Raw genomic sequence first — 20349 nt, 5'->3', positions numbered from 1 at the left:
GCATGAGAAGACTGCTGGCGATCGGCGCGCTGCTCGGCTGCTACCCCATCCTGCTGGCGTCGGCGCTGTGGCCGGCGCCGCTGCTGTTCGGGCTGGTCGCCGTGGTCTCCTACGCCATGGAGCTCGCCGCCGGACGTCTGGCCGACGGGCTGACCGACCTGCTCAGCCGGATGCACCTGGGGACCACCCTGCGGTTCGCGGCCAGGGAGACGGCCGCGCTGCTGCTGGTGGCGCGGGTGTCGGGGGCCGACTCGCCGTGGTTCGTGGCGCTGGCCGCCGGGCTGTTCGCGCTGCACGGCGCGCGGGCCGCGCACTCGGGCCTGGCCATCCGCCTGCGGCAGACGCTGAGCAGCATGCCGGTGACCACCCGCAACCTCGACGTGTCCGCGCTGCGCATCCCCAAGATGCCGCCCCCGTTCCTGGGCGCCCATCGCGGCCTGCGCTTCCTCGGTCTGGACGCCCTGCCGGTGCTCGGCGCGACGTTCGGCGCGGCGGCCGGCGCGCTCGGCGCGGGCGTGGCCTTGGTGCTCGGCGCGGCGGGCGTGCTGGCGCTCCTCCCGTACGTGCGCCGCACCCGTCCGCTCGGTGACCGGGCGCGGGTGCTGGAGGTCGTGGGCGAGCAGGTCAGGGCCTACGACCCCGAGGTCATCCTGTACTTCTCCGGCGCGACGGCCGCCGCCTACCAGGCCAGGATGTGGCTGCCCACGCTCGAACGCATCGGCAGGCGCGCCATCGTCGTGCTGCGCGAGCGCGGCATGGCCAGGCACCTGGAGTCGACCACGCTGCCGATGGTGTGCATCCCGTCCTCGGCCGACCTGATGAGCTTCCGCGCCCTGTTCGGCGCCAAGCTCTGCCTGTACGTCTCCAACGTCGGCCGCAACGTCCACATGCTGCGCATCCCGACCCTGCGCAGCGTGTTCCTCAACCACGGCGACAGCGACAAGGAGGCGTCGTTCAACCCGTTCTCACGGGTCTACGACGAGGTGTGGGTGGCCGGGCCGGCCGGGCGCGACCGTTACCGCCGGGCCCGGGTGGGCGTCCGGGACGAGAGCATCCACGAGGTCGGCCGTCCGCAGCTCGAAGGCATCTCGACCGAGGGCCCGCGGCTGCCGTACCGGACCGTCCTGTACGCCCCCACCTGGGAGGGCTGGAACGACGACCTGTTCCACACGTCGCTGATCACCATGGGCCCGCGCATCGTGCGCGCCCTGCTGGACCACGACCCGCCGCTGCGGATCATCTACAAGCCGCACCCGCTGACCGGCCACCGGGACAAGAGCGCCGCGCGGGCGCACCGCAGGATCGTGTCCATGATCGAGGCGGCCGAGCTGGCGAAGTCGAAGGCCAGGCATCCGTCGAGCCCCGGCGGGGCGCCGGAGGTCAGGCACCTGATCGTCACCGCCGAACGCCCGCACCTGTACGAGTGCTTCAACGAGTGCGACCTGCTGATCAGCGACATCTCCAGCGTCGTGGCCGACTTCCTGGCCAGCGAGAAGCCGTACGCGGTGACGAACGTCGCGGGAATGCCCGAACGCGCCTTCCACGAGCGCTACCCGAGCACCGAGGCGGGGGTGCTCCTCGGCGAGGACCTCGCGGCCCTCGCCGGTTTCCTGGACGGTGAGGACACCCTGGCCCGAGCCAGGATCAAGCTCAGGAGCTACCTGCTCGGGCCGGAGTACCCGGACGCGCTGACCCGCTTCGACGCGGCCGTCGAGCGGGTCTTCGCGGGTTCGTGATCAGTGTGGCGGCCTGGCCAGTTTCCGTGGGCTGGTGAGGAAGCCCCAGCCCCACGAGACGTGCATCGCCGCGTAGACGAGGGGCAGCCGCAGCTTGGCGGCGCCCGGGAGCCCGCTGCCGGTGACCGCCGAGCCGGCCACGAGGGCCAGCGCGTAGCCCCCGGGGACGACGAGCGTGAGCGGGAAGAACGGCGACAGGACCAGCCCCAGCGCCATGGCCAGCACCGCGGCGGGCGGCGCCAGGTAACGCAGGTTGATCGTGCCCTCGTGGGTGCGCGCGACCACGCGCCGCCAGCGGCCGTAGTGGAAGTACTGCTTGGCCAGGGCCTTCACGTTGGGCCGCGGACGGTAGGAGACCCGCATGCGCGGCTGGAACCACACCAGCCCGCCGGTCTGGCGGATGCGGTGGTTCATCTCCCAGTCCTGGGCCCGCTGGAAGTGCTCGTCGTAGCCGCCGACCCGGTCGAGCGCCGACCGGCGGAAGACGCCGAGGTAGACGGTGTCGGCCGGGCCCGCGGTGCCGCCCACGTGGAAGGCGGCGGCGCCGACGCCGATCTTGGAGGTCATGGCGCAGGCCACGGCCTGCTCGAACGGTGTGACACCTTCGGCCGCCATGACGCCGCCCACGTTGTCGGCGCCGGTCTCGGCCAGCGTCTCGACGGCGACGCGCAGGTAGTCGGAGGGCAGCATGGCGTGCCCGTCGACCCTGGCGATGATGCCGTTGCGTGAGGCGGCGATGGCGGCGTTGAGCGCGTTGGGCGTGCGACCGGTCGGGTTGGGCACCACGGTCACCCGGCGGTCGGCCGCCGCGATGGCGTCGGCGACCTCCTGGGTGCGGTCTTGGGACGGACCCACGGCGAGGACGACCTCGATCTCACCGGGGTAGCTCTGGGCGAGGACCTGGTCGACGGCCTCGCGAAGGTGCCGCTCCTCGTTGAGGACCGGCATGACGACGGAGATGGGGGGCCAGCCGCGCGTCTCCGCGGGCGCGTGCGGCGAGTCGGGGAACTGCTTCATGGCGGGGCTCACGCTACTGTACGACCAGGGGAGAAGGGCAATCGAAAGCCCTACGTCCCCGGCGGATACGAGGAGGAGGGCATGCGCGAACCGGGCGAGGAGGACGGCGGCGTGCTGGTGGGCGGCGACGCCTACGGCGGCGTCAGGCTGACCCCTGCCACCCGTCCCCGCAGGCCCGTCAGGAGTGCCAAGGCGCGCCGCCGCAACGTGATCGTCGCGGGCGTGCTGTCCACGGGCATCCTGGTCACCACCGGCGTGGTCTGGGCGACCCCGCGCCAGATCGGCACGGTCGACGCGGGCGTCACCGCCCCCAAGTCGCAGGGGGCCGAGAACATCCTGCTGGTCGGCATCGACAAGCGCGACGACCTGACCCGGCAGCAGCAGAACCAGCTCAAGCTGGGCCGCGAGTCCGGCCAGCGCACCGACACGATGATGGTCATCCACCTGTCGGAGGACCACCAGCGCGTCACCGTGGTGAGCCTGCCGCGCGACACCTGGACGACGGTCCCCGGCAAGGGCGACCACAAGATCAACTCGGCCTACCAGTACGGCGGGCCGAAGCTCACCATGCAGACCGTCAAGGCCGCGACCGGGCTGGAGATCAACCGCTACATCGAGGTGAACATCCTCGGGTTCATCGACGTGGTCGACTCGCTCGGCGGGGTCACCGTCTGCACGCCCATCCCGATCAACGACCCGAAGACGGGCCTCAACCTGCCCGCCGGCACCCACCAGCTCCAGGGCGCCCAGGCGCTCGGCTACGCCCGCACCCGCGCCACCGCCCGCTCCGACCTCGACCGCATCGACCGGCAGCAGCAGGTCATCTCCGCGCTGCTCAACCGCGCGCTCAGCGCCGACACGCTGGCCAACCCGGCCAAGCTCGCCGCGTTCGTCAACTCCACGCTGAGCACGGTCAAGGTCGATCCCGACGACGGGCTGATCGGGCTGGCCTCCCAGCTCCGCGACGTCTCGCTGGAGGACGTCCGATTCGCCGACGTGCCGCTCGCGAACGTCGACTTCAAGGCCCCGACCGGCGAGTCCGCGGTGTTGTGGGACCGTCCGGCGGCCCGCGACATGTTCCGCCGCATCGACGCCGACCAGGACCTCGCCAAGCCCGCGCCGACCAAGACGGCCACGCCCGCGCCGGTCAAGACGGTGGTCCCGCCGGAGAGCGTCACGGTCAAGGTCATGAACGGCACGCTCATCACGGGGCTGGGGGCGCGTACCAAGTCGGCGCTGGCGGCCTCCGGGTTCAAGGTGCCCGGCGAGCCCGGCAACACCGACAAGAAGGACCACAAGCAGACTCTCGTGCGTTACGCCGCCGGCCAGGAGGCCGCCGCCCGCCTGGTGGCGTCCGTCATCCCGGGCGCGGAGTTGCGGCAGGCCGACGTCGAGGGCGTCGAGGTGATCGCCGGCAGCGACCAGCCGAAGATCAAGAAGCTCAAGCAGCCGGACGCACCGTCCAGCAAGCCGAGCGCCACCCCGACGACCAAGACCGCCATGGAGAACATCTGCAAGAAATAGGCATAACTGGCTAAAGCCCGGGCACGTGAATTGCCATGGTGGTCAAGTCTTGGCGGGAGGACCCCTGTACCGTCCTGCACGTCGTCGGCGATCTCGACGTGGCGGGCGCTCCTCGGCTTCGCGCCGAGCTCGATCAGGCGCTGGCGGCGGCTGATCCGCTCAATCTGGTGATGGACCTGACCGAGGTGCCCTTCTGCGACTCGGTCGGGCTCGGCGTCCTGGTGGCGACGCTCAACCACGTCCAGGACCTGCGCGGACGGATGATCCTCGTCCTCGGGCCGGGCATGATCCGGCACCTTCTGACGATCACCAATCTCGACCGGCACTTCGAGACCAGCGCCACGCTCGGCGAGGCCCGCGCCGCCCTCGACCCGGCCGCCTGACCGCGCCGGCCGCCGGGATCATTGGACGTGATGTCATCCAGGGCACACCTTCCCTGAGCCGCCGGCTCGTAGGCTCATGGGGAGAGCCCCCTCACGTCCGGAGGCTTCCACGTTGTTCGATGAGTTCCCCGAGCCTGCCCGCTCCCAGCTCGCCGCGGCCTTCGACGAGGGCAGGACCCGGCCGGAGTGGTGTTTCGCGGAAGGACGGGCGCGCCTGGCGTTCTGGGCCCCCTTCGCGGGCGCGGACCCGGTGATCGTCTGGCAGTTCGACCCCGGCCCCGACCCCGCGGCCGCCGCCGAGCTGCTGCGCCGCGGCCTGCGCACGACGGGGCTCGACAAGATCATGTACGACATCTCGCTCGCGCACGGCCTGACCCCCGTCGTGGACCGGGCGGTGGAGCACGAGGCGCTGACCGCGGCCGGGTTCGTCATGGAGGTCGAACGGCTGACGCTCGAATGGGCGGCCGGCACCGACCTGCCGGAGGACCCGGGCAGGCTGACGTACCGGCCGGCCCGCGAGATGCGCCCCGACGACGTGCTCGCCCTCCTCATGCGCATCTCCGAGGGCTCGCTCGACCACGACACGCAGGTCGAGGTGGCCACCGCCGGCGCCGCGCACGAGGCCCGCTGGATGTACGACGACCTGCTCAACCGCAGGGCCAAGCCCGGCTGGTTCGTCGTCGGCCACCTGGGCGACTCCCCCGTCGGCCTGGTCGCGCCCGACGACCACTCCATCGCCTACATCGGCGTGGTGCCCGAGCACCGGGGGCAGGGCTACGTCGACGACCTGCTCGCCCACGGCACGCGCACGCTGGCCGAGGCCGGGCTCCAGCGGATCGTCGCCGGGACCGACGTGGGCAACACGCCTACCGCGAACGCCTTCCTGCGTGCCGGATACTCGGAGGTCGGCCGGTTGTTCCGCTATTACTGGAGGGCTTCGTGAGGCTTGGCGTGATGTTCGACCGGGACCTGCCGCCCGAGGAGCTGATCCCGTTCGCCAGGGCGCTCGACGAGACCGCCGTCGACGACCTGTGGGTGGTGGAGGACCTGGGCTGGACCGGCGGCGTCTCCGCGGCGGCCACCGCGCTGGCCGTCACGTCGCGGCTGCGCGTCGGTATCGGCATCACCCCCGCACCGCTGCGCAACCCGATGCTGCTGGCGATGGAGATCGGCAACCTGGCCCGGATGCATCCCGGCCGGCTGGCCGCGGGCATCGGGCACGGCGTGCAGGAATGGATGCGCCAGGTCGGCGCCGCCGTGCCGTCGCCGCTCGCCCTGCTGGAGGAGACGATCACGACCGTACGCGCCCTGCTGCGCGGCGAGACGGTCACCCTGCACGGCAAGGCGGTGCACCTCGACGGCGTGTCGCTGGTGCATCCGCCGGACGTGCCGCCGCCCGTCCTGGCGGGCGTGAAGGGGCCGCGGTCGCTGGCGCTGTCGGGCCGCGTCGCGCAGGGCACGATCGTGCCGGAGGGCGTCGGGCCCGAGCAGCTTCCCGGCATCGTCGCTCAAATCGCCGGCGGCGACGAGCACGAGCTGGCCGTCTTCACCTTCCTGCACATCGGTGACGAGGCGGACCGGCTCGCCCACCCGGTGGTCCGGGACCAGGCGGCCTTCCTGGGCGTGCCGCCGCAGGACGTCGTCATGGCGGCCGGCTCCCCTGCGCAGGCGGCGGAGCAGGTCAGGAGCATGTGGGCGGCCGGGGCGCGCACGGTGGTCGTCCGCCCGCTGGGCCGCGATCCGCTGCCGCACGTGCGCGCCCTGCTGTCGGCGCTGTAGCCCCACCGGCGTCGGGCTGGGTCCCACCGGCGTTCCCTGGCGTCGGGGGTGTGGTTCCAATGGCCGAATGGCGGAGGGCCATCGGTCGAACGGCCGATGGGCCTTCGCCGCCGCTTCGCCACGATCGATTCCATGAGGCTTTTGGTGGTAATCGTGGCAATCCTGGCGGTCACCGGCTGTAGCGTGCGCTTCGACAGCGAAGAGGTGCCGGCCGTCCAGACGTTCCCGTTCACGGGAGCCGAACTGAAGATCGCGTCCTCGCTGGGCGGGCTGCGGGTGCTGCCCGGCACCAGCCCGGCCATCGAGGTGCAGCGCTGGGCGCGCGGCAAGGCCGCCACCAACTCCTCCTGGTCGCTGCGGGACGGCGTGCTGCGGCTCAGCGCCGACTGCACGCTCATCGTCGGCGACTGCGGCGCCCGCTACCACGTGAAGGTCCCGGCCGGGGTGCGGCTGACGATCGACTCCCCCGACGGCGTCATCCTGAACGGACTCACCCAGGACGTCGACGTCTCCAGCGGCGACCGCATCGAGGTCAAGGACGCCTCGGGCAAGCTGCGCCTGCTGAGCGACTCCGGCATGATCGAGGGCGAGGGCCTGCGGTCGCCCAGCGTGCGCGGGCGCACCCTGGACGGCTCGATCTCCCTGGCCTTCGCCACGCCGCCCACGAACCTGGACCTGAAGTCCCGCGAGGGCGGCGTGACCGTCCGCGTGCCGAAGGACTCCTACCAGGTCACGGTCAAGAGCGAGGACGGCTCCGAGCACTCCGACTTCAAGAGCACGAAGTCCAGCCCGAGGACCATCCTCGCGCGCAGCACGTACGGGAACGTCCGCGTCCTGGCCCGGTAGCCGTCGCCGTCGAACCGCCGGTGGCCTCGTCCTGGAGGCCGCCGGGGGGGCGAGTGCCCAGCTCTGGGGCGGGCCGTCCGGCGAGGCCCGCCGTGCGGCGCACGGGTCCGTACCCGCGAATCGCGGCGGACCGCCACACCGCGATCAGCCGGCCTCCGCCTCCACCGCGCCCACGGGCACCTCGGCCTCCCGCAGCATCTCCACCGCCCGCGCCTCCACAGCCGGTACGGACGCCTCCGCCTGCCGGACGGCCTTCCAGAAGTACGTCGAGCTGGGCTTTCCCGCCTCGGCGCACTCCTCGGCCAGGGTCCTGGCCATCGCCGCCAACCGGCGCCCGCGCAGTTGGAAGCCCGCCGCCTCCGGCACCGCGCCGAGCGCCCGGTGGTTCCAGTACGTGGCGAGCCGCCGCCAGTGCTCGGCCTCCTTCCCACCCGCGCCGCACGCCTCGCACGCCAGCAGGACGGCCAGCTCGTGCGCGGCCCTGGCGTCACCTCTCTCCGCCGACCGCAACCGGAACATGCCCAAACGCCCCCAATGCAGGGGAACACGCAGTTCCGTGGGTGACGGCCGCCACGACGACTGCTCACCGGGAACAGGCTCCAGGACGTCCCCGCCGGTCCGATCGGCGGCCGGCGGCCTGTCCCCGCGCCGCACGAACTCGCCCTCCCCTTCCTTGGCCATCTGCCACAGGGCACTGAACTCCCTGGTCAGCTCCTCCGGAGTCTCGATGGGCATGCCGGACTTCACCGCGATCACCTGGCACACCTCGACGATGGTCCGCATCAGCATGAAGTCCGGTACCTTCTGCGACCTGCCGTTCAGCAGGTCGGACACGGTCGAGGTCGGCAACGGCCGGCGCCATCTGTTTCGTTCGGGGTCTTCTTCCAAAAGAGCGAGGGCGACTTTTTCAATCCGTTTCAGCGAGGGGTTTCCGCATTCAACTTTACGCAACCTGTTCAGACGCGCCACAAGCACAGCAAGGTGATCTTCGTCTTGATCGACATCTTTCATGAGCCGCTCCGGTTCGGACACCGTTGTCCGGTTTAAGAGTGGAAGTGGCGCACGAGAAGACAGACGGGCGCCACATCTCATCGCGCTGAGATAAGTAGCCATAGTGCCATAAGTCGGTCTTGTCGGGGTGCCAAGCACAACACACACATCTGCCCCTTCAGCCCCTCTCAGCCGAATCCATCCGAGATCGTCCGAATACGTCCGAGGCAAGCGCGATCATGGCCGGAATGATCAATTGCCAGGACGCGTCCCCGAGCCCCGCTGGTACTCCTACGTCATGAAAAAAGCCCGTACGGCAAGGGGATACGAATGAGCAAGGCAACCCTCATCTGGTCGGCGGTCAGCGGCGCCCTGCTCGCGGTGCTCGTCGGTGTCGTCGCCGGCCTGCTCGCCACCGGGAACGGCAGCACGGTCGCCGGCGCCATCATGGCGGGCGCGACGGCCTCCGGCGGCTTCGCGGCACTCTGGATCACCGGTACCTCGGCCGCGCACACCTGGCTGAACTCCCAGAAGCCCGAAACCCCCTCGCAGAACACCGGCGACTGACCCCGCGCCCGGCCCCGCCCGCCCCCGCAACCACACGCTCCCGCAACCACACGGGACGGCGAACGCCCCAAGGACCGGTCGGAGACCCCGCACCGGTCCACATCCGCCCGGGAAGTCCGGCGAGTTACGCTGACGGCCGTCCTGTGATTCGACAACCCCCGGAGGCGCCCATGACGATGCCCAAGAAGGGCTCCCGGCTCATCACGGTCGACGGCACCGCTTTCCGCTGGCGCGTCAGCCACAGACCCGCCTCTCGCGGCGATTCCCCGAGCCCGCTCACCTTCGTCGTCGAACGCGACGAGAATCCCGGCCGCGTTCTCCACGTGTCACTCCCCTGCGCCCGGCCGGACAACTGGGAGGGAGCGCGGACAATCGCGATCCGTCCGCCGCTCGTCGCCGGATGCGTCCGCCGCGCCCTCGGACAAGGCTGGCTCCCCTCGCGCCCCGGCCCCGCATTCACCCTCCCCGTCACCGAGGACGAACTGACCGAACTCCTGGACGGACCGCCCGCCTATCTGATCCCTTTCCTCTGGGGCATGATCCCGGAAGGCGGCACGATCAGGGATCTCCCCCGGGCCAGGCAGATCTGGAGCCGCGAGAACGCCGGGCCCGACCGGACTCCGTAATTCGACTTCCTCCGGCGACAATTCCGTTGCCCGTCCCACCGGTCGACGGGCAAGGCCGGAAACGTGATCCGACTACGCATCCTGTCCCCCGACGACTGACCGCGCTCACCGAAGCGGGCCGCGCCTTCGGGGCCACACTGGCCGACTGGCAGGGCGAAGGCGAGCGCGAGGAACGCCGGCGGGCACGCCTGACGATGCGCGGCTCGCACAACGTCGTCACCTTCCTCGACGGCCACCCTGCAGCTTTCCGTCAAACCATGCAACGCTCCCGCCATTGCGCTTTACACCCGTCACGGTTACCAGGACTCCGAAATACCCACGCGAATGCCGAGTGACGACGAAGGCCCTTCTCGCCAGGGACGCGGCCGATCATCGAAACCAATGGAAATCCATTGGAAAGGGCGCCAAACGGACCCTCCGAATTGAGCCCGCGCGACATTGGCCAAGAGCTCGATCTCCCGCCACAACTAGAAATGTGAACCAGGCCCGTCCCTCGAACCCTGCCATTCGACGTCATGGCGACTCACTTCGCCTGAGAAGCCACCGTCCCGCCCTGCCCCCGGCGCACCATCTCCGCGATCCAGACGGGCGCGAACGGCGACGTGCACCCCGGGGACGTCGGGTAGTCCTTGAGCACTTCCAACCGCTCACCGATGTCGACCGCACGGGCACGATGCTCGGCGTGCTCGATCCCGATGTGAGCCAGGCAGTTGTTCATCTCCCACTGCAGGCGATCGGGGGCGTCCTTCATCTCCGCCTCGATGACGTCGAGCAGCCTCACCAGGTCGAGCCCCTCGGGCTTCTTCGCCACACGCTCGACGGTCAACGCCCACCCGGCACTCGCGACCACCGGATCCGCATCGCCCGACCAGGCCACACGCAGCTCTTCGGCGTACGGGCTCTTCTTCACCACGTAGTTCACGAGCCAGTCGTGCACCTTGGGCCTACGCGCCTGGCGCACCATGGCGTCCAGCTCGTCACGCCCGAACGCCTTCGGACGGCAGATCAGCATCGCCAGCAGTCTCGCCGCGGTGTCCCCCGTCGCCCAGAGCTCGCACGCGAGCTCCTGCTGCGTCTTCAACCGCTTGGCGAGCGCGCGCAGCTTGCCGAGGTTCACGCCGTGATCGTCGCCGTGTCTCTCGTTCACCTCGCGCGCCCTGGGGTCCTCCAACGCGGCCAGCTCGGCCATCACCTCGGTCAGCGTCACCCCGGCCACCTCAGCCTCCCATCCCTCAGACGCAGCTCCACCCTACGACGACCACCGCCCACGGGCTGCCCGCAGCTCCGGCCCTGACACACTGCTCGGTGTGTCTCCGACGGGCCGATCAGAGGAGTGCCGGATGGTCAACGCTTCCACCTGGGACGGCGTCACCCTGCGGTCGAGCTACCACGATCGGGTGATCGAGGCACGCGACGAACTGGCCGACGCCGCCCGTGACGCTAACTGGCCTGCGGTCTTCGACCTGCTCGAAGAGCACCCCGACTGGATCAACGGCGCCAGAGTCGGCGGCACCAGCGGATACACCCCGCTTCACCAGGCCGCCTGGCACGGCGCCGACGCCGACATCGCTCACCGACTGATCGCCCGCGGCGCCTGGCGCACGCTGCGCACGGCCCAAGGAGAGCAGGCGGCAGCCATCGCCGCCCGCCTGGGACACCATCACCTGCTGGAGCCGCTCACGCCGGTCGTCCACCACCACGTGCCGGCCGAGACCCTGGCCTCGATCCAACTCCACTTCCACGCACTGATCCACGAACGCGCCGACGACCTGATCACCGAACACCAGTTGCGCCTCCCCGAACTGGAGCCCCTCACCGAACAGCGCAACCCGGCCTGCTGGTTCCCCGTCCCCGGCATGTACGGCGGCTTCGGCTACCGACTGGAACAGTCCCGCCTGACCGTGGAAAGCTGGTGCCGCGTCGCCGGCGGATCAGGCCGGCGCCACGTCATCAACGAACACGGCACCCAACTCATCGCCGAAGGCTTCGTCTGACCGACAGCCCAGCCCCGCCATGCCCGACAAGCAGGCGGGGTTTTCGCGAGTCAAGGGTTACTTGAGGAGCTGGCGGGCCATCACCATGCGCTGGATCTGGTTGGTGCCCTCGTAGATCTGGGTGATCTTGGCGTCGCGCATCATGCGTTCCACCGGGAAGTCCTTCGTGTACCCGTATCCGCCCAGGAGTTGCACCGCGTCCGTGGTGATCTCCATGGCGGCGTCCGAGGCGGCGCACTTGGCGGCGCTCGACAGGAAGGTCAGGTCCTTCTGCGGCCGGCCGTGCATGGCCAGTTCGCTCTTGGCGGCGGCGCGGTAGGTCAGCTGCCTGGCGGCCTCCAGCTTCATCGCCATGTCGGCGATCATGAACTGCAAACCCTGGAAGTCGCCGATCGCGCGGCCGAACTGCTTGCGTTCCTTCACGTAGCCGATCGCGTAGTCCAGGGCGCCCTGGGCGATGCCCAGTGCCTGGGCGGCGATGGTGACGCGGGTGTGGTCGAGGGTGGCGAGGGCCGTCTTGAAGCCGGTGCCGGGCTCGCCGATCATGCGGGACGCCGGGATGCGGACGTTCTCCAGGATCACCTGGCGGGTCGGCGAGGCCTTGATGCCGAGCTTCTTCTCCTTCGGCCCGAAGGAGACCCCTTCGTCGGACTTCTCCACCACGAAGGCGGAGATGCCCCGGGCGCCCGCGGACGGGTCCGTCACGGCCATCAGCGTGTAGTACTCGGAGACGCCGGCGTTGGTGATCCACATCTTGGTGCCGTTGAGCACGTAGTGGTCGCCGTCGAGAACGGCGCGGGTCTTCATGGCGGCGGCGTCGGAGCCCGCCTCCGGCTCGGACAGCGCGTACGAGAACATGGCCTCGCCCCTCGCCACCGGCTTCAGGTAACGCTGCTTGAGCTCCTCGGACGCCGAGAGCAGGAGCGGCACGGTGCCCAGCTTGTTGACCGCCGGGATGAGCGAGGACGACGCGCAGGCCCGTGCGACCTCCTCGATGACGATCACCGCGGCCAGCGCGTCAGCCCCTGCGCCCCCGTACTCTTCGGGAACGTGTACGGCGTGCAGGTCGGCGGCGACGAGGGCCTTGTAGACGTCCCAGGGGAACTCTTCGGACTCGTCGGCCGCCGCGGCCTGCGGCGCGATCTTCTCGTCGGCCAGGGCGCGGACCGTCTCCCTGAGCATGTCGTGCTCTTCGGCGGGCGCATAGAGAGGGAAGCTCATGCATAGATACTAGGACGTCCGAGCACTTTGTTACCAGCTAGTACGGTTTGCGAACAGGTGCAGGTGGCACGAAGGAGGTAGCGAAGGCCGGTAGCATGCCTGGCGATCGAAAGGAGCTCGCTCGTGCCATATCGCCTCACGGTGATCGGGACCGGATACCTGGGCATCACGCATGCGTCCTGCATGGCTGATCTCGGATTCGAAGTCCTTGGCCTCGACATTGACGCGGACAAGATCCGCCGGCTGAACAACGGTGAGCTCCCCATTCACGAGCCCGGGCTGGAACCCGTGCTCCGCCGTGGGCTCGACTCCGGACGTCTTCGCTTCACCAGCTCCTACGAAGAGGTCGCCGCCTTCGGTGACGTGCACTTCGTCTGCGTCGGCACGCCCCAGAAGAAGGGCGAGTACGCCGCGGACGTGTCGTACATGGAAAACGCCATCGAATCGCTCGCGCCGCTCCTCGACCGCGAGTGCCTGGTCGTGGGCAAGTCCACCGTGCCGGTCGGCACCGCCGAGCGCATGGCCGACAAGCTCGCCCGCCTGGCCCCCGCGGGCGTCGGCGTCGAGCTGGCGTGGAACCCGGAGTTCCTGCGCGAGGGCTTCGCGGTCGAGGACACCCTCCACCCCGACCGCATCGTGCTCGGCGTGCGCTCGGAACGGGCCGAGAAGGTGCTGCGCGACGTGTACGCGCCGCTCGGGGAGGTCCCGTTCGTGGTGACCGACTTCGCGACGTCCGAGCTGGTCAAGACGGCGGCCAACGCCTTCCTCGCCACCAAGATCTCCTTCATCAACGCCATGGCCGAGGTCTGCGAGGCCGCGCACGCCGACGTCAAGCAGCTCTCCGAGGCGCTCTCGTACGACGACCGCATCGGCGGGCGCTTCCTCAACGCCGGGCTCGGCTTCGGCGGCGGCTGCCTGCCCAAGGACATCAGGGCCTTCATGGCACGGGCCGGCGAGCTGGGGGCCGACCAGGCGCTGACGTTCCTGCGCGAGGTCGACGCGATCAACATGCGCCGGCGTGCCCGCATGGTCGACCTGGCCAGGGAGCTGGCGGGCGGCTCGTTCCACGGGTGCACGGTCGGCGTGCTGGGCGCGGCCTTCAAGCCGAACTCGGACGACATTCGCGACTCCCCCGCCCTCGACGTCGCCGTGACGATCGGCCACCAGGGCGGACAGGTCACCGTCTACGACCCGATCGCGCTCGACAACGCTCGTAAAGCTCATCCGGAGCTGAACTACGGCGAGTCGGCCGTCGACGCGGTCCGTGGAGCGCACGTGGTGCTGCTGCTGACGGAGTGGAAAGAGTTCCTGGAGCTCGATCCGGAGGAGCTGGGCGCGGTGGTCGCGACCCGGCGCATCGTCGACGGCCGCAACGCGCTCAACGCCGAGGTGTGGCGCTCGGCCGGCTGGCACTACCGGGCACTCGGCCGCCCGTAGCCCCTGCGCCCGCCGTAGCTCACCGGGTGCCCGGAGCAGGACCTCCCGGCGCCCGCAAAAGACACCCGGGTGCCCGGAGACAAGACCTCCCGACACCCGCAGAAACACCCCCGGGCGCCCGGAGACAAGACCTCCTGGGCGCCCGTCCTGAAAGGGCCTGTACGGCTCTGAGCTGCATGCTCAGAGCTCAGCGGCCTCCGCGCGCAGCTTCTCGCCCTTGGCGTACGCCTGCTCCTTGAGACGCCCCTGGAACTCCTCCATGCGCTCACGCAGCCCGGCGTCGGAGGCCCCGAGGATGCGTACGGCCAGCAGCCCCGCGTTACGCGCGCCCCCGACCGCGACCGTGGCAACCGGCACCCCGGCCGGCATCTGGACGATCGACAGCAGCGAGTCCATCCCGTCGAGGTACTTCAGCGGCACCGGCACCCCGATCACCGGCAGCGGCGTCACCGAGGCCAGCATGCCCGGCAGGTGTGCCGCGCCGCCGGCGCCCGCGATGATCACCCGGATGCCGCGGGAGGCCGCCTGCCGCCCGTACTCGATCATCTCGACCGGCATGCGGTGGGCCGAGACGACGTCCGCCTCGAACGGCACCCCGAACTCCGCCACGGCCTCGGCCGCGGCCTTCATCACGGGCCAGTCGGAATCCGACCCCATGACGATCCCGATGCGCTCTGTCACGTGTACTCCCCGGTCATGAGGTAGACGGCGGCGTGGCGGGCGCGGGCTCGGACCTTGTCGAGGTCGGAGCCCAGAGCCGTGACGTGGCCGATCTTGCGGCCCGGATGCACTTCCTTGCCGTAGAAGTGCAGCTTGATGCCGGGGTCGTGGGCCAGCACGTGCTCGTAGCGCTTGAACAGGTCGGGGTCGTCGCCGCCCAGCAGGTTGGCCATGACGACGACGGGGGCGGTCATCGACGGCGAGCCGAGCGGCAGGTCGAGCACGGCCCGCAGGTGCTGCTCGAACTGGGACGTGGTCGAGCCCTCGATCGTCCAGTGGCCGCTGTTGTGGGGGCGCATGGCCAGCTCGTTCACCACGAGGCCGTCGGCCGTCTGGAACAGCTCCACCGCCAGCAGCCCGGTCACGCCCAGCTCGTGGGCGATCTTCAGGCCGATGCGCTGGGCGACGGCGGCGTCCTCGGGGTCCATGCCGGGGGCGGGGGCGAGCACCTCGACGCAGATGCCGTCCTGCTGCACGGTCTCCACGACCGGATAGCTGACGCCCTGCCCGTGGGGCGAGCGGGCCACCAGCACCGCGAGCTCCCGTTCGAACGGCACGAACGCCTCGGCCATCAGCTCGACGCCGGTCGCGAACGCCTCGGCCACCTCTTCGGGCGTGCGGCAGACCCACACGCCGCGCCCGTCGTAGCCGCCGCGCACCGACTTCAGCACCACCGGCCAGCCGTGCTCGCCGGCGAACGCCGAGACGTCCTCGGCGGAGGCGACCCGGGCCCAGGCGGGGCAGGGCACGCCGATCGCGGTCAGCCGCTCGCGCATGACCGCCTTGTCCTGGGCGTGCACGAGCGCGTCGGCGCCCGGGTGCACGGCGTGGCCGTCGGCGATCAGGGCCCTGATGTGCTCGGTCGGCACGTGCTCGTGGTCGAACGTGATCGCGTCGCACCCCTGGGCGAACGCGCGCAGATCGGCCAGGTCGCGGTAGTCGCCGACCCGGGTGTCGACGATCACCCGTGCGGCGCTCTCGCCGGCGGCGGCGGCCAGCACCCTCAGCTCGACCCCGAGCGCGATGGCGGGCTGCTGCGTCATCCGGGCGAGCTGGCCGGCGCCGACCACACCCACGACCGGCCCGATGGGACTGTAGGAACTCACGTGAGGTGAGCTTACCGGGACGGAACGACTACCTCGCCGTTGTCAACTCGCGCGGGCCCGGCGCAGCCCGAGCGTCCTGATCCGGTTGCCCGCGCCGACGAGGCTGGCCATCACCACCAGGTCCGTACGCCCGCCCTCGTACGTCAGACGCAGGGCGTCGAAGACCAGGACGGAACCGGCGGCCACCGGGATCGCGAGGGTACGGGTGCCGTACAGCTCCACGTCGGCGCGCCGCGCGGTGACGTCCTTGAGCAGGCCGCGCAGCGGATCGCCGGACGGGAAGCGCACCCCCGCCACCCCGGCCGGGTCGGTGAGGTACGTGAGGTGCCGCTGCGGCACCAGGCGAGCCTGCCTGACCAGCGACGACGGCGCCTCGACGGCCTCCCGCGCCGGCTCGCCGGGCACGGGGACCGGTCCGGCGCCCAGCCGCCAGCGTCCGTCCTCCAGGAAGAACAGGTAGTACGCGGGCGTGGGCTCGCGGGCCAGCGCGGCGAACCAGTCGCCTTCGTCGGGCAGCAGGTGGACGGGGTCGGCGGGGAGGGCTGGACGGCCGTTCCGGGTCGCCTCGCAGGCACGGCCGTCCAGCGTCCGCTCCGCCCACGTGGTCAGCTCCCGTACGGCGGCGCAGTCCCGCCGCCGCCAGGCTTCGTCGACCTGCCGGAGCAGCGAGAACGCCTGCTCGGCGGTCGCCGGGTCGACCCGTGGTGCGGCTGCCGGGGCAGTCGTGCGGTCCTCCTGGAGCACCGGGGCGCCGCCGGTCGTGCCACAGCCCGCTGTGAGCAGGGCCAGCACCAACGCGAGCAGTCGAAGCGGCACAGGTGGCTCCCGGGAGGGCGGCCGTCTGGAGCGGCAGGTCCGACATCGCGGGCCCGCCCGCGATCTGAACGGCAGCGTAATGCCGATCTTTCAGAAATGCCGCCAATAAGACGATATTTCTAGAAGTCGTCTTTGCGGGGTATGTTCCGCCCCCTGACACCGGCCGTACGACATCGCCGGTACGCTGAGTTGGTCAGTCTCGACTAGGGAAAGGACCGAGCGCGGACGTGGAGATTGCCAAGCGCCTCTACCAGCGGTTCGAGTCCCTGGTCCACGAGCTGGCCAAGTTCGGGAGCATCGGGGCCGTCGCCTTCCTGCTCGACACCGGTGTTTACAACCTCTTCCTGCTCGGCTTCGAGTGGGGTCCGCTCACCTCCAAGGTCGTGGCCACCACGCTCTCGGCCACCTTCGCCTACCTGGGCAACCGCTTCTGGACCTTCCGCCACCGCGAGCAGAGCGGCCTCGGCCGCGAATACTTCCTGTTCTTCCTGCTCAACGGCGTCGCCCTGCTGTTCGGCCTGCTGGTGATCGGCTTCACCAAGTACACCCTCCAGCTGCACGACGGCCTCAGCCTGAACATCGCCAACTTCGCCGGCGTCGGGCTCGGCACGCTGTTCCGCTACTGGTCGTACAAGAAGTGGGTGTTCCTGGAGGCCACCGAGCCGATCCCGGTCGAGCTGCCCGAGGTCAGGCAGGACCGCTGACCACGCGGTTCCTGCTGTCCTCCTCCGCCGGGCGCAGGAAGATGGCGAACGTCGCCGGGCGGCGCCGGACCAGTTCCAGCCGCCCGCCGTCGGCCGCGGCCAGCGCCCGGGCGAGGGTGAGCCCGAGGCCGGTGCCTCCGCCGCCGCTGACGTTCCGTTCGAAGATCTTGGGTGCGATCTCGTCGGCGATGCCGGGGCCCTCGTCGGAGACCTCGATCACGATGTAGTTGTCGCCGCTGGTGGTGGTGACGGTGACCGTGCCGCCGCCGTGGCGCAGGGAGTTCTCCAGCAGCGAGGCGATGACCTGGCCGAAGCCGCCGGTGGTGGCCATCGCCTTCAGGCCGCGGGTGCCGTCGAGGTGCAGCGTGCGGCCCGCCTCGCGGAAGACCGGCTCCCACTCGGTGACCTGCTGCACGAGCACCTCGTCGATGGCGACCGGCTCGGCCTGGGCGTGGCGCTGGCGACGGGCCGCCGCCAGCAGCTCGTCGATCACCGCGGTCAGCCGCTCGGCCTGCACGATGGCCGCCTCGCCCTCCTCGCGGACGACCTCCGGCTCGTTCGAGGCGGCGACGATCTCCTCCAGACGCATGGTCAGGCCGGTCAGGGGCGTGCGGAGCTGATGGGAGGCGTCGGTGGCGAACTCGCGTTCGCGGGTGAGCAGGTCGGAGATGCGGGTGGCGCTGCGGTCGAGCACCTGGGCCACGCGGTCGAGCTCGGGGATGCCGTAGCGGTGCTTGCTCGGCCGCGCGTCGCCCGACCCCAGCCGTTCGGCGATCTTCGCCAGGTCCTGCAGGGGCAACGTCAGCCTGCGCGACTGTACGACGGCCAGGCTCACGGCCACCGCGAGTGCCGCGACGGCCAGGGCCACGATCAGCAGCAGCCTGGCCCGCACGTCCCGCTCGACCTGGTCTCTGTCACGACTTATGCGGACATAGACGCCGGTGTTGGTCTGTGCGTCCTCGGTCATCAGGTGGCCCGACGCCGGCGCGGTGCCGACGACGGTCACCCTGAGAGGGGTTCCGCGTTCCCAGATCTGGATGTACCTGCCCGGGTACTTCTGCTCCAGTTGCTGCGGATCGAGCGGGGTCTCCTGGACGCGGGCGTACTCGACCTCGCCCACGAGGCGTTTGGCTTCCGCCCCGAGCTCCTGAGCCGCCTCGTCGACGATCAGGCGGCTGACCACGACGCCCAGGGGGACCCCCAGCAACAGGACCGCGATGACCGCGACGACCAGTGTGGAGGAGAGCAGTCGACGGCGCATGCGCCTACTCGCGTTCGAACCGGAAGCCGACTCCCCGGACTGTCGTGATGTAGCGGGGCTTGGCGGCATCGTCGCCGAGTTTGCGGCGCAGCCAGGAGATGTGCATGTCGAGGGTCTTGGTCGAACCCCACCAGTTGGTGTCCCACACCTCGCGCATGATCTGCTCGCGGGTGACGACCTTGCCCGCGTCGCGGACCAGGACCCGCAGCAGGTCGAACTCCTTGGTCGTCAGGTGCAGCTCCTTCTCCCCCATCCAGGCGCGGCGGGAGTCGGCGTCGATGCGCACCCCCTGCACGACCGGGGTCTCCGACGTGCCGCGCCGCAACAGCGCGCGCACCCGGGCCAGCAGCTCGGCCAGCCGGAACGGCTTGGTCACGTAGTCGTCGGCGCCGGCGTCGAGGCCGACGACGGTGTCGACCTCGTCCACGCGGGCCGTGAGTATGAGCACCGGGGTGCCGTGCCCTTCGGCGCGGATCCGGCGGGCGACCTCCAGGCCGTCCATCTCTGGCAGCCCGAGGTCGAGAACAATGAGGTCGATGCCGCCCGACAGAGCCCTCTCCAGGGCCTGCGGGCCGTCGGGGCTCACCTCTACCTGATAGCCCTCGCGGCGTAGCGCACGCGCGAGTGGCTCGGAGATCGAGGTGTCATCCTCGGCGAGAAGTACGCAGGTCATGGAGCGATCGTAGGTCCTTAGGCGATCGTTTCCCGGGCACAGCGCGCGGTTTGACTTGTCGTTGACCTATCCATTGACCTGGGCAAACGAAGCTAAATAAGGGTTAGTCGTGATTAAATTACCGCGATTGTCGAGGGGAAATCACAAAGCGCTCCAGGCTTTCCGATCACATCACGTAAGCCCGTCCCTGCGGGCAGGATCCGCCGTCCGGCGCGCCGCGCGCCACGCGTACCGGGCTACCGCTGGACGAACCCCGGCACCCCGGACACCGTCGCACGTGACCGGCATCCGGGGCGCGACACCCCGGTCAGGGGCTGCTCAGAGCCAGCTCGCCCGGACGGACGTGGCCGGGCCACCGGCCGGTGCGGTGCCCAGCTCGCCGGCGTGTACCCGGTCGAGCAGGCGGCGGACCGTGTCGACGATCTCGGGGGCGGTCTCGCGCAGGCTCGCCGCGTCGTCCGGGCCGACCTCGGCGGGATCGACGCCCGACTGCCGCAGCACGCCGTCGAGGTCGGCCAGCCGCTCCCCCAGCCACTTCAGCGGCTCGGCCGACAGCTCCTCGTCGAACACCCGCCGGTCGGGCTCCCAGCCGCTGGAGCCGGGGTGGTGGTGCGTACGGTCGAAGCTGCCCGGCGTGCCGTCGACGGACTCCAGCAGGTCGACCCGCCAGACGAGCTGGTCGACGACGATGGGACGGGCCGAGTAGATCGACCCCTTGAGCTCGCCCGGCGCGAGCCTGCGGATCTCCAGGCGCACACCGTGCTCGGCGCCCTCCTGGTGCTCCCCGGGGTCGGGGTCGACGAAGTACAGGTCGCTGACGGCCACGCCGATGCGCTCGAAGCCGAAGAGATAGAGCATGGAGACCACTCCCTCACAGGTGTCCGGGGCTCGCCTTCCCCAGTATCCGTCAGGCCGCCTCGGCCGGCCGGTGGGCGGCGGAAAGGCGACG

Annotated in this window: 21 protein-coding genes; 11 read left to right on the top strand and 10 right to left on the bottom strand. The window is 70.4% G+C overall.

The genetic code is table 11. The annotated features are described in order from the left end of the window. Positions 1-2: 2 nt before the first annotated feature. Positions 3-1736, top strand: a complete 1734-nt coding sequence (locus AB0J97_RS08930) for a CDP-glycerol glycerophosphotransferase family protein (protein WP_364086351.1) — start codon at positions 3-5, stop codon at positions 1734-1736. Here AB0J97_RS08930 and AB0J97_RS08925 read toward each other — a convergent pair whose 3' ends face one another. Further along, the gene (locus AB0J97_RS08925) at positions 1737-2753 is read right to left on the bottom strand and encodes a glycosyltransferase family 2 protein (RefSeq protein WP_357702639.1); all 1017 of its coding nucleotides are present in this window, start codon (positions 2751-2753) and stop codon (positions 1737-1739) included. An 81-nt stretch (positions 2754-2834) separates the two neighbouring features. Between AB0J97_RS08925 and AB0J97_RS08920 the strand changes: the two genes are divergently transcribed. From AB0J97_RS08920 to AB0J97_RS08900, 5 genes are all read left to right on the top strand, one after another. Continuing rightward, positions 2835-4277, top strand: a complete 1443-nt coding sequence (locus tag AB0J97_RS08920) for an LCP family protein (protein ID WP_364086348.1) — start codon at positions 2835-2837, stop codon at positions 4275-4277. 35 nt (positions 4278-4312) lie between these two features. Further along, complete coding sequence (locus AB0J97_RS08915) at positions 4313-4660, top strand: STAS domain-containing protein (RefSeq protein WP_357702635.1); 348 nt, start codon at positions 4313-4315, stop codon at positions 4658-4660. A 112-nt stretch (positions 4661-4772) separates the two neighbouring features. Further along, positions 4773-5603 carry a GNAT family N-acetyltransferase gene (locus AB0J97_RS08910; RefSeq protein ID WP_364086345.1) on the top strand — a complete coding sequence of 277 codons (831 nt, stop codon included), beginning with the start codon at positions 4773-4775 and terminating at the stop codon, positions 5601-5603. Next, on the top strand, positions 5600-6439 hold the full coding sequence (locus AB0J97_RS08905) for an LLM class flavin-dependent oxidoreductase (RefSeq protein ID WP_364086343.1): 840 nt from the start codon (positions 5600-5602) through the stop codon (positions 6437-6439). The genes AB0J97_RS08910 and AB0J97_RS08905 overlap by 4 nt, the downstream gene beginning before the upstream one ends. A gap of 153 nt (positions 6440-6592) precedes the next feature. Then, positions 6593-7285: a DUF4097 family beta strand repeat-containing protein gene (locus AB0J97_RS08900; RefSeq protein ID WP_364086341.1), complete on the top strand. Its 693-nt coding sequence runs from the start codon at positions 6593-6595 to the stop codon at positions 7283-7285. Between the two features lie 144 nt (positions 7286-7429). On the opposite strand, the gene AB0J97_RS08895 is transcribed toward AB0J97_RS08900, so the two are convergent. Further along, on the bottom strand, positions 7430-8134 hold the full coding sequence (locus AB0J97_RS08895) for a hypothetical protein (RefSeq protein WP_364086339.1): 705 nt from the start codon (positions 8132-8134) through the stop codon (positions 7430-7432). 471 nt (positions 8135-8605) lie between these two features. On the opposite strand from AB0J97_RS08895, the gene AB0J97_RS08890 reads away from it, so the two are divergent. Both AB0J97_RS08890 and AB0J97_RS08885 read left to right on the top strand, forming a co-directional pair. Then, positions 8606-8842, top strand: a complete 237-nt coding sequence (locus AB0J97_RS08890; RefSeq protein ID WP_364086337.1) for a hypothetical protein — start codon at positions 8606-8608, stop codon at positions 8840-8842. A gap of 170 nt (positions 8843-9012) precedes the next feature. Beyond that, a complete protein-coding gene (locus AB0J97_RS08885; protein ID WP_364086335.1) occupies positions 9013-9468 on the top strand; it encodes a hypothetical protein in 456 nt (151 codons plus the stop codon). A gap of 523 nt (positions 9469-9991) precedes the next feature. Here AB0J97_RS08885 and AB0J97_RS08880 read toward each other — a convergent pair. Continuing rightward, positions 9992-10657 carry a DNA alkylation repair protein gene (locus AB0J97_RS08880; protein ID WP_364086667.1) on the bottom strand — a complete coding sequence of 222 codons (666 nt, stop codon included), beginning with the start codon at positions 10655-10657 and terminating at the stop codon, positions 9992-9994. Positions 10658-10808: 151 nt separating this feature from the next. On the opposite strand from AB0J97_RS08880, the gene AB0J97_RS08875 reads away from it, so the two are divergent. Next, complete coding sequence (locus AB0J97_RS08875; protein WP_364086333.1) at positions 10809-11462, top strand: ankyrin repeat domain-containing protein; 654 nt, start codon at positions 10809-10811, stop codon at positions 11460-11462. Between the two features lie 57 nt (positions 11463-11519). On the opposite strand, the gene AB0J97_RS08870 is transcribed toward AB0J97_RS08875, so the two are convergent. Then, positions 11520-12683 carry an acyl-CoA dehydrogenase family protein gene (locus AB0J97_RS08870; RefSeq protein WP_364086331.1) on the bottom strand — a complete coding sequence of 388 codons (1164 nt, stop codon included), beginning with the start codon at positions 12681-12683 and terminating at the stop codon, positions 11520-11522. 123 nt (positions 12684-12806) lie between these two features. Here AB0J97_RS08870 and AB0J97_RS08865 point away from each other — a divergent pair, with 123 nt between their 5' ends. Further along, complete coding sequence (locus AB0J97_RS08865) at positions 12807-14120, top strand: UDP-glucose/GDP-mannose dehydrogenase family protein (protein WP_357702612.1); 1314 nt, start codon at positions 12807-12809, stop codon at positions 14118-14120. A gap of 180 nt (positions 14121-14300) precedes the next feature. On the opposite strand, the gene purE is transcribed toward AB0J97_RS08865, so the two are convergent. The 3 genes from purE to AB0J97_RS08850 are packed head-to-tail and all read right to left on the bottom strand — an operon-like array spanning position 14301 to position 16762. Continuing rightward, the gene (gene purE / locus AB0J97_RS08860) at positions 14301-14777 is read right to left on the bottom strand and encodes a 5-(carboxyamino)imidazole ribonucleotide mutase (protein WP_357702729.1); all 477 of its coding nucleotides are present in this window, start codon (positions 14775-14777) and stop codon (positions 14301-14303) included. A gap of 20 nt (positions 14778-14797) precedes the next feature. After that, complete coding sequence (locus AB0J97_RS08855) at positions 14798-15946, bottom strand: 5-(carboxyamino)imidazole ribonucleotide synthase (protein WP_364086328.1); 1149 nt, start codon at positions 15944-15946, stop codon at positions 14798-14800. 42 nt (positions 15947-15988) lie between these two features. Next, entirely contained in the window at positions 15989-16762 is a 774-nt protein-coding gene (locus AB0J97_RS08850) for a hypothetical protein (protein WP_364086326.1), read from the bottom strand. Between the two features lie 227 nt (positions 16763-16989). On the opposite strand from AB0J97_RS08850, the gene AB0J97_RS08845 reads away from it, so the two are divergent. Beyond that, the gene (locus AB0J97_RS08845; protein ID WP_364086323.1) at positions 16990-17466 is read left to right on the top strand and encodes a GtrA family protein; all 477 of its coding nucleotides are present in this window, start codon (positions 16990-16992) and stop codon (positions 17464-17466) included. Here the strand turns inward: AB0J97_RS08845 and AB0J97_RS08840 are convergent. From AB0J97_RS08840 to AB0J97_RS08830, 3 genes are all read right to left on the bottom strand, one after another. Continuing rightward, on the bottom strand, positions 17450-18727 hold the full coding sequence (locus AB0J97_RS08840) for an ATP-binding protein (protein ID WP_357702604.1): 1278 nt from the start codon (positions 18725-18727) through the stop codon (positions 17450-17452). The genes AB0J97_RS08845 and AB0J97_RS08840 overlap by 17 nt on opposite strands. Before the next feature lie 4 nt (positions 18728-18731). Continuing rightward, positions 18732-19400, bottom strand: coding sequence for a response regulator transcription factor (locus tag AB0J97_RS08835; RefSeq protein ID WP_043620820.1), 669 nt, complete (start codon positions 19398-19400; stop codon positions 18732-18734). Positions 19401-19718: 318 nt separating this feature from the next. Continuing rightward, complete coding sequence (locus tag AB0J97_RS08830; protein WP_357702602.1) at positions 19719-20258, bottom strand: hypothetical protein; 540 nt, start codon at positions 20256-20258, stop codon at positions 19719-19721. Positions 20259-20349: the final 91 nt, after the last annotated feature.

It is taken from the genome of Nonomuraea sp. NPDC049607 (assembly GCF_040675375.1).
In the GTDB taxonomy this organism is placed as follows: Bacteria; Actinomycetota; Actinomycetes; order Streptosporangiales; family Streptosporangiaceae; genus Nonomuraea.
Note: the sequence above shows the minus strand (reverse complement) of the source record. Positions and strands in the feature narration are given on the sequence as shown.